Genomic DNA, 13,816 nt, shown 5'->3' with positions numbered 1-13,816 from the left:
GGCGGCCACCGCCCGAGGCCGTCCCGCGGCGTCGTCCCCCTGATCCTCCAGCAGCTCCCGAAGGTGTCGAACCATGACAGTCGCCATCGACCGCGCGACCGGCAAGCGCCGCGGTGACCGCACCCCGCGGCCCGGCCTCGGCCGGCGTCTGAGAGACGGATACCAGAAGCACTGGTACGCCTACGCGATGATCGCGCCGGTGGCCGTCGTGCTCGGCGTCCTCGTGCTGTACCCCCTGGCCTACGGCCTGTACCTCACGCTCACCGACGCCAACAGCCTGAACTCCGCGCGCACCATCGGCGTCAACCACATCGAGGCCACCTACAAGTTCGTCGGCCTGGACAACTACGCCGACATCCTGTGGGGACCGACGGCGTACGACCGGTTCTGGTCGCACTTCATCTGGACGGTCGTGTGGACGGCGCTCTGCGTCGGCCTGCACTACTTCATCGGCCTCGGCCTCGCCCTGCTGCTCGACCAGAAGCTGCGCGGCCGCACCTTCTACCGGCTGATCCTGGTCCTGCCCTGGGCCGTGCCGACCTTCGTCACCGTCTTCGGCTGGCGCTTCATGCTCGCCGACAGCGGCATCATCAACTCCGGCCTCGAGGCACTGCACCTGCCGACGCCGCTGTGGCTGGAGGACGTCTTCTGGCAGCGGTTCGCCGCGATCATGGTCAACACCTGGTGCGGTGTGCCGTTCATGATGGTCTCGCTCCTCGGCGGCCTGCAGTCCATCGACGCCAGCCTGTACGAGGCCGCCGAGATGGACGGCGCCAACGCCTGGCAGCGGTTCCGCCACATCACCCTGCCCGGCCTCAGGACGGTCAGCTCCACCGTCGTCCTGCTCGGCATCATCTGGACCTTCAACCAGTTCGCCGTGATCTTCCTGCTCTTCGGCAACACCGCCCCCGACGCGCAGATCCTCGTCACCTGGGCCTACCAGCTCGGCTTCGGACAGCAGCCGCGCGACTTCGCGCAGTCCGCCGCCTACGGAATCCTGCTGCTGGCCGTCCTGATCGTCTTCACCTCCTTCTACCGCCGCTGGCTGGACCGCAATGAGCAGCAGCTCGCGAACTGAGGCAGGAGCCCCCATGAGCATCACCACCGTGCCGGACAAGGCTCCGGCGGAGAAGTCCTCCGCGCCCGCCACGCCCCCGCGCCGGGTGCGCGGCCGGAGCGAGCGCAGCCTCGCCTCCTCCCTCGCCTCCCACGGCATCCTGACCGTCGCGAGCCTCGTCGCGCTCTTCCCGATCGCCTGGCTGGTCTTCCTGTCCCTCGGCCCGGACAAGGACGACTACCTGCACCCCGGACGCATCTGGTCGAAGATGACCTTCGACAACTACGCGTTCGTGCTCCAGCACACGAACTTCTTCGACTGGCTGAAGAGCTCGCTGATCGTCTCGCTGGGCACCACGGTCATCGGCGTCATGGTCGCCGCCACCACCGGCTACGCGGTCTCCCGGATGCGTTTCCCGGGGTACCGGAAGCTGATGTGGATCCTGCTGGTCACCCAGATGTTCCCCATCGCGGTGCTGATCGTGCCGATGTACCAGATCCTGTCCGAGCTCCAGCTCATCGACAACTACCTCGGTCTGATCCTCGTCTACTGCTCGACCGCGGTGCCCTACTGCGCCTGGCTGCTCAAGGGCTACTTCGACACCATCCCCTTCGAGATCGACGAGGCCGGCCGGGTCGACGGACTGAACCCCTTCGGCACGTTCTTCCGGCTGATCCTCCCGCTCGCCAGGCCCGGTCTCGCGGTCGCCGGCTTCTACAGCTTCATCACGGCCTTCGGCGAGGTCGCCTTCGCCTCGACGTTCATGCTGAGCGACACGAAGTACACCTTCGCCGTCGGTCTGCAGAGCTTCGTCAGCGAGCACGACGCGCAGCGCAACCTGATGGCGGCCACCGCCGTGCTCGTCGCGATCCCCGTCTCCGCGTTCTTCTACCTGGTGCAGAAGAACCTGGTGACCGGCCTCACCGCCGGCGGCACCAAGGGCTGACGCCCGGCCGGTAAACGTCCGGCCGCGGTGCCCAATCCGACCCCGCAGCACCGCGGCCGGCCGCCTTTCCCCCCATCCATGCCTCCACGACCAGATCTCCGTCTCATCCCAAGGACGTCATGAGCCAGCAGCCTTCCGCCGCACCGGCCCCCGCCTCCGCCACCGCCACGCGCCGCCGCGACTGGTGGCGCGACGCGGTGATCTACCAGGTGTACCCGCGCAGCTTCGCCGACAGCAACGGCGACGGCATGGGTGACCTGGAGGGTGTCCGCACCCGCCTGCCGTACCTGCGCGACCTGGGTGTGGACGCCGTGTGGCTCAGCCCCTTCTACGCCTCCCCGCAGGCCGACGCCGGGTACGACGTCGCCGACTACCGGGCCGTCGACCCCATGTTCGGCAACCTCCTGGACGCCGACGCGCTGATCCGCGACGCCCACGCGCTGGGCCTGCGCATCATCGTCGACCTGGTCCCCAACCACTCCTCCGACCAGCACGAGTGGTTCAAGCGCGCGCTGGCCGAGGGCCCCGGCTCCCCGGCGCGGGAGCGCTACCACTTCCGCCCCGGCAAGGGCGAGAGCGGCGAACTGCCGCCCAACGACTGGGAGTCCATCTTCGGCGGCCCCGCCTGGACCCGGGTCACCGAGCCCGACGGCACGCCGGGGGAGTGGTACCTGCACCTGTTCGCGCCCGAGCAGCCCGACTTCAACTGGGAGCACCCGGCCGTCGGCGACGAGTTCCGGTCCATCCTGCGCTTCTGGCTGGACATGGGCGTGGACGGCTTCCGCATCGACGTCGCCCACGGCATGGTGAAGGCCGAGGGCCTGCCGGACCTCGGGGACCACGAGCAGCTGAAGCTGCTGGGCAACGATGTCATGCCGTTCTTCGACCAGGACGGCGTCCACGACATCTACCGTCAGTGGCGGCGCATCCTGGACGAGTACTCCGGCGAGCGGATCTTCGTCGCCGAGGCGTGGACCCCGACCGTCGAGCGCACCGCCAACTACGTCCGCCCCGACGAGCTGCACCAGGCGTTCAACTTCCAGTACCTGGGCACCCACTGGGACGCCGAGGAGCTGCGCGCGGTCATCGACCGCACCCTGGACGCCATGCGCCCGGTCGGCGCCCCCGCCACCTGGGTGCTGTCCAACCACGACGTCACCCGGCACGCCACCCGCTTCGCCAACCCGCCCGGCCTCGGCACCCAGATCCGCCTGGCCGGCGACCGCGAACTGGGCCTGCGCCGCGCCCGCGCCGCCACCCTGCTGATGCTGGCCCTGCCCGGCTCGGCCTACGTCTACCAGGGTGAGGAGCTCGGCCTGCCGGACGTCGTCGACCTGCCCGACGAGGTGCGCCAGGACCCGGCGTACTTCCGCGGCGCCGGCCAGGACGGCTTCCGCGACGGATGCCGGGTGCCGATCCCGTGGACGCGCACGGGCTCCTCGTACGGCTTCGGCGACGGCGGGAGCTGGCTGCCGCAGCCGGAGAGCTGGGGCGAGCTGAGCGTCGAGGCGCAGACCGGCACGCCCGGCTCCACCCTGGAGCTGTACCGCACCGCGCTGGCCGTCCGCCGGGACCACCCCGATCTGGGCGCGGGTGACGCCGTGGAGTGGCTGCGCGCCCCCGAGGGTGTCCTCGCCTTCCGGCGCGGCGAGTTCGTGTGCGTCGCCAACACCACCGGCGAGTCGGTGACGGTGCCCGCCCACGGCCGCGTCCTGCTGGCCAGCGGCGAGATCACCGAGACGGCCGGCGAGGCGAAGGTCCCGGCGGACACGACGGTGTGGTGGACGACCGCGTGACACCGCCCGCCTGACGGCCGCCCGAGGGCCCGCCGCTTCCCGCCCGGGAGCAGCGGGCCCTCGGGGTATCTCCGCGGTGCTCTGTGCCGCGGGCGCGGCATCGCTCATCCGGCTGTTCCCGACGTGCCGTTCGCCGCCTGGCTGTCTGCCCGGGTGGCTACGCTCACGGGGCATGACCGGCACATCCCAGGAGGAGACGACGCGTGACGCCTCCGTCGTCGTGGCCCGTGACGACGCCGGAAAGGTCGCCGTGCTGTCCGCCGACTTCCCTGATCACGGCGGTGTCCATGTGTTCCTGCCCGGCGGCCGGTTCGAGGACGGTGAGAGCGCCGAGGAATGCGCGCGGCGGGAGCTCCTGGAGGAGGCCGGGGTCACCGCCCTCGCCTGGCGGGCTCTGGGCTCGTACGCCATCACCTTGAGATCCCCGGCCCGCGTGCACCTGTTCCTCGCCGAGGGGCTGACCTGCGGCCCGCAGCGGCTGACCCCGGACGAGGCAGGATTCAAGCTGATGTGGTGGCCGATGGCGGAGGCGCTCCGGGCCGCCGCCGACGGACGGTTCCTGCTCCAGGGCGGGCCGCTCGCGCTGCTTCTCGCCGACAAGACCTGAAGGGGCCGCAAGCGCGCTCTTCGGCTGGGGTCCCGCACGCCGGGCGCCGGCATCCTCGCGCGCCCCTTGTGCGGGAAAAGCCCTCCGCAGCCCACCGTCCGGTGGAGCCGGTGTCACGAGCAACGGGGCTGGAATTCCTTTCCGTTACTTTCACGACCCTTGCTGCAAGACTTGCGCGGGCGCTACGGTCACGCCGGGGTCGGACCCGATCGAGCCGTAACCGCAAGGAGTTCACACCGGTGATACCGAGATGGCCGGCGCCTGCGAAGCGCCGAACCGCCGCGTTCCCAGGGGCCGTTGCCGTCCCGCGGATCGCGGCCGTCACCGTCGCCGCGCTCGCGGCGACACTCCTGACGCCCCTCGCCGCGCGGGCCGACGCCCCGCCCCCGCCCCCGTCGGACGCGAAGCTGGCGAAGACCGCCGCCCGCCACGACCTGACCCGCGAGCAGTTCTACTTCGTCCTGCCGGACCGCTTCGCCAACGGCGACAGGCGCAACGACGAGGGCGGACTGACCGGAAGCCGCCTCGCGACCGGCTACGACCCCACCGACAAGGGCTTCTACCAGGGCGGCGACCTCAAGGGCCTCACCCAAAAGCTCGACTACATCAAGGGTCTGGGCACCACCGCCATCTGGATGGCGCCCCTCTTCAAGAACCAGCCCGTGCAGGGGACGGGGGCGAACGCCTCCGCCGGCTACCACGGTTACTGGATCACCGACTTCACCCAGGTCGACCCGCACTTCGGCACCAACCAGGACCTGAAGGACCTCATCGCCAAGGCGCACGCCAAGGGCATGAAGGTCTTCTTCGACGTCATCACCAACCACACCGCCGACGTCGTCGACTACGAGGAGAAGTCCTACGACTACCTCTCCAAGGGCGCCTTCCCGTACCTGACCAAGGACGGCGAGCCCTTCGACGACGCCGATTACGCGGACGGCACCCGCCGCTTCCCCCGCGTGGACTCCGGCTCCTTCCCGCGCACGCCGACGGTCCCGGCCGCCAAGAAGGACCTCAAGGTCCCCTCCTGGCTCAACGACCCCACGATGTACCACAACCGGGGCGATTCCACCTGGGCCGGCGAGTCGACGACGTACGGAGACTTCTCCGGCCTCGACGACCTGTGGACCGAACGGCCCGAGGTCGTCAGCGGCATGGAGAAGATCTACCAGCGGTGGGTGAAGGACTTCGGCATCGACGGCTTCCGGATCGACACCGTGAAGCACGTCAACATGGAGTTCTGGACCCAGTGGGCCACCGCCCTGGACGCCTACGCGGCGAAGAGGGGCCGTGACGACTTCTTCATGTTCGGCGAGGTCTACTCCGCCGACACCTCCGTCACCGCCCCCTACGTCACCCAAGGCCGCCTGGACTCCACGCTGGACTTCCCCTTCCAGGACGCGGCCCGCGCCTACGTCTCCCAGGGCGGCAGCGCCCGGAAGCTCGCCGCCGTCTTCGGCGACGACTGGAAGTACACGACCGACAAGGCCAACGCCTACGAACAGGTCACCTTCCTCGGCAACCACGACATGGGCCGCTTCGGCACCTTCCTCAAGCAGGACGACCCGAAGGCCGGCGACGCCGAGCTGCTGAAGAAGGACACGCTCGCCCACGAGCTGATGTTCCTCAGCCGCGGCAACCCGGTGATCTACTACGGCGACGAGCAGGGCTTCACCGGCGCGGGCGGCGACAAGGACGCCCGCCAGACCATGTTCGCCTCCCGTACCGCCGACTACCTGGACGACGACCTGCTCGGCACCGACCGCACCCACGCCGAGGACGCCTACGACACGAGCGCGCCCCTGTACCGGCGGATCAGCGCCCTGGCGAAGCTCCGCAAGGCCCACCCGGCCCTCGCCGACGGCGTCCAGACCGAGCGGTACGCGGCCGACGGCGCCGGCGTCTACGCCTTCTCCCGCACGGACGCCGAGCACGGCACCGAGTACGTCGTCGCCTTCAACAACGCCGAGGAGGCGAAGACGGCGACCTTCGCGACCGGCTCCGCGGACATGACCTTCCGAGGCGTCTACGGCACCGACGACGACGTGAGGTCCGGCGCCGACAGGAAGATCACGGTCACCGTCCCGGCCGGGTCGGCGATCGTCCTCAAGGCCGCCGGTCGCCTCGCCGAGCCCGCCACCGAGCCGGCCGTCACCCTCACGGCCCCCGAGCCCGGCGCCACCGGCACCGTCGAGCTGACGGCCGGCGTCACCGGCGGACAGCTCAACCGGGTCGTCTTCGCCGCACAGACCGGCGACGGGAAGTGGCACACCCTCGGCACCGCCGACCACGCCCCCCACAAGGTCACCCACACCATCGGCGAGGACACCCCGGCCGGTACCGCCCTGCGCTACAAGGCGGTCGTCGTCGACTCGGCGGGCCGCACCGCGAGCGCCACGGCCACCTCGGTCACCGGCACCCCGCCCGTCGAGCAGCCGCCCACCGCCGCCTCCCGCGACCACGCGATCGTCCACTACAAGCGCGCCGACGGGAACTACGACGACTGGGGTCTGTACGCCTGGGGCGACCTCGCCGAGGGCGAGGCCACCGAGTGGCCGAAGAGCCACCCCTTCACCGGCCGCGACGCCTACGGCGCCTTCGCCCATGTCAAGCTCAAGCCCGGCGCGTCGAACGTCTCCTTCCTCGTCATCGACAAGGACGGCAACAAGGACGTCGCCACCGACCGCACCATCGACGTCACCCGGACGGGCGAGGTCTGGGTCGAACAGGGCAAGGAGCAGGTCGTCACCGAGCGGCCCGAGTACCCGGCGCAGGACACCACCAAGGCCGTCCTGCACTACCACCGCGCCGACGGAGACTACGACGGCTGGGGCCTGCACGTGTGGGGCGGCGCCGCGAACCCCACCGACTGGTCGAAGCCGCTGACGCCGGTGCGGACCGACCCCTACGGCGCGGTCTTCGAGGTGCCCCTCGCCGAGGGCGCCACCAGCCTCGGCTACATCCTGCACAAGGGCGACGAGAAGGACCTGCCCACCGACCAGACCCTGGACCTCAGGACGAACGGCCACGAGGTGTGGCTGCTGAGCGGCCAGGAGAAGTACCTGCTGCCGCAGCCGGCCGGCTCGGCCGCCGCCGTCGACCTCACCACCGCGAAGGCGGTCTGGATCGACCGGGACACCGTCGCCTGGAACGGCTTTGACGGCGCCGCCTCCACCCAGCTGCTCACCTCCCGCACCGGCTCGGTCAAGGCCGTGGACGCCACCCTCACCGGTGACGACGTCCGGTGGCTCCGCCTCACGAAGACGGCCCTCACCGACGCCCAGAAGGCGAAGTTCCCGCACCTGAAGGAGTACACCGCCTGGTCCGTCGACCCGCGCGACCGCGACCGGGTCCGCGCCGCCCTGCGCGGGCAGGTCGTCGCCGCCCAGCGCGCCGCCAACGGCGCTGTCCTCGCGGCGACCGGCGTGCAGATCGCGGGCGTCCTGGACGACCTCTACGCGGCCGGCGCCACGAAGGCCGCCCTCGGCCCGGTCTTCCGCCACGGCCGGCCCACCCTGTCCGTGTGGGCGCCGACCGCGCAGGACGTGAGGCTGGAGATCGACGGCCGCACCGTCGCCATGCGCCGCGACGACGCCACCGGCGTCTGGTCCGTCACCGGCCCCGGGTCCTGGAAGGGCAAGCCCTACCGGTACGCCGTCCAGGTCTGGGCCCCCGGCGCCGGCGAGGTCGTCACCGAAAAGGTCACCGACCCGTACTCGGTCGCCCTGACCACCGACTCCGAGCGCAGCCTCGTCGTCGACCTCGACGACCGGTCCCTGAAGCCGCGTGACTGGTCGACGTACGACAAGCCCGAGACGGTGCCGCTGCGGGACGCCCAGATCCAGGAGCTGCACGTCCGCGACTTCTCCGTCGCGGACCGGAGCGCCGACCCGGACCACCGGGGCACCTACCTCGCCTTCACCGACAAGGACAGCGACGGCTCCAGGCACCTGCGTGAGCTGGCCGAGGCCGGCACGTCGTACGTGCACCTGCTGCCGGCGTTCGACATCGCGACGATCCCGGAGGACAAGTCCGACCAGGCCACCGTCGACTGCGACCTCGCCGCTCTCCCCGCCGATTCCGACAAGCAGCAGGAGTGCGTGGCGAAGGCGGCGGCGAAGGACGCCTACAACTGGGGCTACGACCCGTACCACTACACGGTCCCCGAGGGCTCCTACGCCACCGACCCCGACGGCACCGCCCGCACGGTCGAGTTCCGGAAGATGGTCAAGGCCCTGAACGAGGACGGCCTGCGCGTCGTCATGGACGTCGTCTACAACCACACGGCGGCCAGTGGCCGGGCGAGGACCAGCGTCCTGGACCGGATCGTCCCCGGCTACTACCAGCGGCTGCTCGCCGACGGCTCGGTCGCCGACAGCACCTGCTGCGCCAACACGGCCACCGAGAACGCCATGATGGGCAAGCTCGTCGTCGACTCGGTCGTCACCTGGGCCAAGCAGTACAAGGTCGACGGCTTCCGCTTCGACCTCATGGGCCACCACCCCAAGGCCAACATCCTCGCCGTCCGCAAGGCCCTCGACGCGCTCACCGCCGAGAAGGACGGCGTCGACGGCAAGAAGATCATCCTGTACGGCGAGGGCTGGAACTTCGGCGAGATCGCCGACGACGCCCGCTTCGTCCAGGCCACCCAGAAGAACATGGCCGGCACCGGCATCGCCACCTTCTCCGACCGCGCCCGCGACGCCGTGCGCGGCGGCGGCCCCTTCGACGCCGACCCCGGCGTCCAGGGCTTCGCCTCCGGCCTGTTCACCGACCCCAACTCCTCGAAGGGGAACGGCACCCGGGCCGAGCAGAAGGCCCGCCTGCTGCACTACCAGGACCTCATCAAGGTGGGCCTGAGCGGCAACCTCGCCGACTACCGCTTCACCGACACCAGCGGCAAGGAGGTCAAGGGCTCCCAGGTCGACTACAACGGCGCCCCCGCCGGATACGCGGCCGCGCCCGGCGACGCCCTCGCCTACGCCGACGCCCACGACAACGAGACCCTGTTCGACGCGCTCGCCTTCAAACTGCCGAAGGACACCTCCGCCGACGACCGGGCCCGCATGCAGGTCCTCGCCATGGCGACCGCCGCCCTCTCGCAGGGCCCGGCGCTCTCCCAGGCCGGCACCGACCTGTTGCGCTCCAAGTCCCTGGACCGCAACTCCTACGACAGCGGCGACTGGTTCAACGCGATCCACTGGAACTGCGCCGACGGCAACGGCTTCGGCCGCGGACTGCCCCCGGCCGCCGACAACAAGGACAAGTGGCCCTACGCGGGGCCCCTGCTGGGCACGGTGAAGGCCGGCTGCCCGCAGATCACCGGCGCCTCGGCCGCGTACCGGGACCTGCTGAGAATCCGCACCGGCGAGAAGGACTTCTCCCTCGCCACGGCCGGGCAGGTGCAGTCCCGGCTCTCCTTCCCGCTCTCCGGGAAGGACGAGACCCCCGGCGTGATCACCATGCGCCTCGGTGACCTGGTCGTCGTCTTCAACGCGACCCCCGGGGAGCAGCGGCAGCGGGTGGACGAGGCGGCCGGCACCGGCTACCGGCTGCACCCGGTGCAGGCGTCCGGAGCGGACCCCGTCGTGAAGAAGGCCGCCTACGCACAGGAATCGGGCACCTTCACGGTCCCGGCCCGCACCGTGGCGGTCTTCACCCGCGCGGGCTAGCGGAACCCGCGGTTAGGGTGCTCCTGTCCGCCGTAGAACAGGAGCACCCATGCCGCAGATCACCGTCCAGCGTTCCGGAGCCCTCGACGACGTCGACTGGGAGGAGTTCGCGCTCGCCCTGCACCCGGTGGTCGTCGAGACGGCCGCGGCGAGGCCGGAGGCGTGCAAGACGCGGGTGCTGCGCGGCGAGGAGGACGTCGTCGGCGCCGAGAAGGAGGGGCACGCCATCGTGAACGTCTCGATCGCCCTGCTCGCCGGACGCAGCGACGAGACGAAGGCGCGGCTCACCGAGGCCGTGGTGGAGCTGCTGCGCAAGCACGTCGGGCCCAGGGACGGGATCCGGCTGCACCTGTCGGCCGAGGTCCGCGACCTCGACCCGTCCTACCGCAAGGCCGAGATCTGATCCACGCCACCGGGCCGGCCGGCGGGGCTACCGCAGTCCGCCGATCGTCCGGCCGTCCTCCAGGGTGCCCTTCAGCTCGGCCTGCGCGCCCTGCTCGGTCCGCACGGTCAGCAGGCCGCCGTCGGCGCTGCCGCTGATGCCGCCCGCCGCCTCGACCGACTCCGTGTCGCGGTCGCCGGCGGCGAGCAGATACCAGTGCCCGTCCTCCGACTTCCACAGCACCCCGGCCAGCACGTGCGGATCGCGCTCACCGCACGCCGGCACGTCCTGCGCCTTCGCCGCCACCGCGCCCTGGGCACCGCCCGGCGTGCGGAACTGGGCCAGCACCCGCGCCCCCTCGCCCCGCCAGGTCTCGGCCCGGGTGCACACCCACGCGCCCGAGCCGCTCCCGTCCGGCAGCGGCTGTGTCGCGAACCGCCACGCGTTCACCGAGCGCACGCCCTGTCCGCGCACCGCGCCGAGCGAGCAGGCGTACGGCGCCCAGTGCGCCCGCGCCTTCGCCACGGACACGTCCTCCGCCGAGCCGGGGCGGCCCGTGGTCAGCCGGGCCGGGACCAGTTCGCCGAGGTCGGCCGCCAGACGGGTGTCGGAGCCGTCGGTCAGCTCCAGCACGTTCCACGAGGTGCACGCGCCGGACCGCTGCACGGGGCTGGCCAGCGGCGAGGTGATCCCGTCGGTCAGCGTCAGGGCGCGGGCGCCGGAGTCCGGGTCGGCGAGGTCCCGCACGGCCGCCTCTCTCACCCAGGGCGCCGTCAGGTAGCGGACGTTGCCGTCGGCGCGGCCCAGGACCACCGCGGTGGCCTCGGCCCGGCCGGCGCCGTCGGTGCGCGCGAGGTCCAGGGCGGCGCCCGCCGTGCCGTCCTTCGGCTCGGCGTACCTGGCCAGCCGCAGACCGTCGTGGAGGATCACCACGCGCGCGTTGTCGACGGTCCCGGCGTACAGCAGCCGGGGCGGGCCGGAGGGGCCGCCGGTCGGGGTGCCGGGCGTCGCCGAGACCCCCACGTTCTCGCCGGGGCGGGCCCAGACGGCGAGGGCCCGGCGGAGCAGCTCCTGGTCACCGGTGAGGTCGCCGCGCGCCGGCCACACGGAGAAGTCGGTGCGGGCGGAGGTCTTCCACGCGGCGGGAGCGGCCTTCGTCAGCCTGCCGGGGTCCAGGGCCGCCTCGGCCGCCGGGTTCCGCGCGTACGGGGGCGCGGCGGCGCCGTTCGGCCCCCACCCCTCGCCGGGCACGCCCAGCAGCGTCCCGCACACCACCAGCGCGGCCCCGGCGACCAGCGCGGCCCTCGTGTGCCGGCGCCGGCGCATCAGGTCCGTGGGCCGCGCCTGCAGCGAGCAGGCGTCGAACTCGGGGGAGGCGAGCAGCGGCGCGTACCGCGCGGGCACCTCGCCGGCCTCCCGCAGCGCGGCGTCCGGGTCGGCGACCCCGGCGGCGACGAGCAACTGCCGTACGTCCCCGTCGGGAAGCCTCTCCAGGCCCCGCAGCACGTAGGCCGCCCGGGCCGGCGCGGAGAGGGACGACAGCCGCTGGTCCAGGGCGAGTTCGTCGGCGCCGCCGGAGCGCGGGAACAGCTTGAGGCCCCATACCTGGGGCAGCGGCAGCGAGGGCCGCCCGGGCCGGGCACGCCACCGGAGCGGGCGGCCGGCCTCCAGCGCCGTACGGACGACGCGGAGGCGCACCAGGGCGTAACCGGGGTCGATGCCGCGGCCGGTGGGCTGGGCCGGGATCACGGGAGCCGTCGTCCGGCTCCGGGGGAGGGCGCGCTGGGTGAGGGAGTGCGCGGACAGGACGCGGCGGCCCCGGCCGAGGCCCGGCGGCAGCACCAGGTAGGCGAGCCGGACCAGGCGCGGATAGTGCTCGACGAGCGCGGCCTCCGCCTGCTCGACGTCGACGACCGGACCGGCGGCGGACCGTGCGGGGCGCGGGGCGACATCCTGTGACTGCACGTTCAGCAGAACGAGCGAATCAGCGGTTGGTCACACCGCCGCCGGACGGCCGGGGCCGCGAACACGCCGCCTCCTGCGGGCACTTCACGCCTCGCGGCCGTCCCCGCGGCCTTTGCCCGCCCCGGGTGCCGGCGGGCCGGGCCCGTACGGCGGCCGGGGCCGCGTCCCGCACCCGCGCACCGCGCCGTCGCCGCCGGCCGTCTGGCGGCAGCCCGTGCCCCGGCCCCGGCCGGACACCGGCGCGGACGGGCCGCAGGGGCAGGCCCCGGTCAGATCCCGGCCAGATCCCGGCCAGGACCCGGTCAGGGGGCGGTGTCACGGACGTCCTCCCCTTCGCCCGCCGCGAGCAGCTTCGCCTCCGTCTCCGGGTCCAGCCGCACCGACGGCCGGTCCGGGCGCTGCGGCGCGACGCCGCCGAGGCCCGTCAGCCACGTCCACGTGTCGGAGACGGTCTCGGCGACCGGCCGGCAGTGCAGCCCGGTCGCCAGCGCCCGGGAGACGTCGGCCCTGTGCAGGGCGTCGTGCAGGTCGCTGCCCGGGGGCACCCACACGGGCAGCTGCGTCCACGGCTCCACTCCGGCGCCGAGGATGACGCCGGGGTCCGTCCAGCGCAGCTCGGCGGTACCGCCGGTGGCCGCCGCGCAGGCGTCGAGCAGGGTGCCCATGGTGGCGTGCCCGGACTCGGAGATCAGGTTGAACGGCCCGCTCAGCCCCCGCTCGACCGAGCCGAGGATCCACGCGGCGAGGTCGCGGACGTCGACGTACTGCAGCGGCAGGTCCCGCGGCCCCGGCGCGAGGACGGGGCCGCCGCGCGCCGTGCGGTTCAGCCACCACGGCAGCCGTCCGACGTTCTCGTACGGGCCGATGATCAGACCGGCCCGTGCCAGCACCGACCGGTCCTCGCCGAAGGCGTCCAGGACGGCCAGCTCGGCGCCCCGCTTGTCCCGGGCGTAGTCGGTCTGCCCGGCGTCCGGGGCGGCGCCCTCCACCAGCGGGGCGTCCTCGGTGTACCCGGCGGGCGGCGCCCACGCGTACACCGAGCAGCTGGACACGTACACGTACCGCCCGGCGCGGCCGGCCAGCAGACGTGCCGCGTCCCGCACCGCGCGGGGCGCCCCCGACCAGGTGTCGACGACCGCGTCCCAGGGGCCCTCGGCGCCCTCGGCGTCCCCGGTGTTCCCGCCGAGCGCGGTGAGCCCCTCGGGCGTGGTGCGGTCGCCGTGCAGCGCGCGCACCCCGGGCGGGGGCGCGTGCCGGCCCCGGTGGAGGACGGTCACCTCCCAGCCGCGTCCGAGCGCCGCCTCCACCACGGCCCGCCCCACGAACTCCGTACCGCCCAGCACCAGTAGTCTCATGCCGGCCACTCTGCCCGGCGCGGCGGACCGGAGGAA

Annotated in this window: 8 protein-coding genes; 6 read left to right on the top strand and 2 right to left on the bottom strand. The window is 72.6% G+C overall.

What is annotated here, in order from left to right; genetic code table 11:
- Positions 1 to 73 precede the first annotated feature (73 nt).
- From ACFYOJ_RS07315 to ACFYOJ_RS07290, 6 genes are all read left to right on the top strand, one after another.
- Positions 74 to 1,078: a sugar ABC transporter permease gene (locus tag ACFYOJ_RS07315; protein WP_356555456.1), complete on the top strand. Its 1,005-nt coding sequence runs from the start codon at positions 74 to 76 to the stop codon at positions 1,076 to 1,078.
- Positions 1,079 to 1,091: 13 nt separating this feature from the next.
- The gene (locus tag ACFYOJ_RS07310) at positions 1,092 to 2,003 is read left to right on the top strand and encodes a carbohydrate ABC transporter permease (RefSeq protein ID WP_356555454.1); all 912 of its coding nucleotides are present in this window, start codon (positions 1,092 to 1,094) and stop codon (positions 2,001 to 2,003) included.
- Between the two features lie 119 nt (positions 2,004 to 2,122).
- Positions 2,123 to 3,799 (top strand): glycoside hydrolase family 13 protein, encoded by a 1,677-nt coding sequence (locus ACFYOJ_RS07305; RefSeq protein ID WP_356555453.1) that lies wholly within the window; start codon positions 2,123 to 2,125, stop codon positions 3,797 to 3,799.
- A gap of 172 nt (positions 3,800 to 3,971) precedes the next feature.
- A complete protein-coding gene (locus ACFYOJ_RS07300) occupies positions 3,972 to 4,406 on the top strand; it encodes an NUDIX hydrolase (RefSeq protein WP_356555451.1) in 435 nt (144 codons plus the stop codon).
- Positions 4,407 to 4,645: 239 nt separating this feature from the next.
- A complete protein-coding gene (pulA, locus tag ACFYOJ_RS07295) occupies positions 4,646 to 10,078 on the top strand; it encodes a pullulanase-type alpha-1,6-glucosidase (RefSeq protein ID WP_356555450.1) in 5,433 nt (1,810 codons plus the stop codon).
- Between the two features lie 49 nt (positions 10,079 to 10,127).
- Positions 10,128 to 10,481, top strand: coding sequence for an isomerase (locus tag ACFYOJ_RS07290; RefSeq protein WP_356555448.1), 354 nt, complete (start codon positions 10,128 to 10,130; stop codon positions 10,479 to 10,481).
- A gap of 27 nt (positions 10,482 to 10,508) precedes the next feature.
- On the opposite strand, the gene ACFYOJ_RS07285 is transcribed toward ACFYOJ_RS07290, so the two are convergent.
- Both ACFYOJ_RS07285 and ACFYOJ_RS07280 read right to left on the bottom strand, forming a co-directional pair.
- The gene (locus ACFYOJ_RS07285; RefSeq protein ID WP_356555447.1) at positions 10,509 to 12,425 is read right to left on the bottom strand and encodes a hypothetical protein; all 1,917 of its coding nucleotides are present in this window, start codon (positions 12,423 to 12,425) and stop codon (positions 10,509 to 10,511) included.
- Positions 12,426 to 12,727: 302 nt separating this feature from the next.
- A complete protein-coding gene (locus ACFYOJ_RS07280) occupies positions 12,728 to 13,780 on the bottom strand; it encodes an NAD-dependent epimerase/dehydratase family protein (RefSeq protein ID WP_356555445.1) in 1,053 nt (350 codons plus the stop codon).
- Positions 13,781 to 13,816: the final 36 nt, after the last annotated feature.

This window comes from Streptomyces sp. NPDC006384 (genome assembly GCF_042870695.1).
Lineage (GTDB): Bacteria > Actinomycetota > Actinomycetes > Streptomycetales > Streptomycetaceae > Streptomyces.
This window is presented reverse-complemented; position numbering and strand designations above follow the sequence as displayed.

Coding starts and splice junctions, on each gene's coding strand:
- ACFYOJ_RS07315 (WP_356555456.1), top strand. CDS start 74: ATGACAGTCGCCATCGACCGCGCGACCGGCAAGCGCCGCGGTGACCGC.
- ACFYOJ_RS07310 (WP_356555454.1), top strand. CDS start 1,092: ATGAGCATCACCACCGTGCCGGACAAGGCTCCGGCGGAGAAGTCCTCC.
- ACFYOJ_RS07305 (WP_356555453.1), top strand. CDS start 2,123: ATGAGCCAGCAGCCTTCCGCCGCACCGGCCCCCGCCTCCGCCACCGCC.
- ACFYOJ_RS07300 (WP_356555451.1), top strand. CDS start 3,972: ATGACCGGCACATCCCAGGAGGAGACGACGCGTGACGCCTCCGTCGTC.
- ACFYOJ_RS07290 (WP_356555448.1), top strand. CDS start 10,128: ATGCCGCAGATCACCGTCCAGCGTTCCGGAGCCCTCGACGACGTCGAC.
- ACFYOJ_RS07280 (WP_356555445.1), bottom strand. CDS start 13,780: ATGAGACTACTGGTGCTGGGCGGTACGGAGTTCGTGGGGCGGGCCGTG.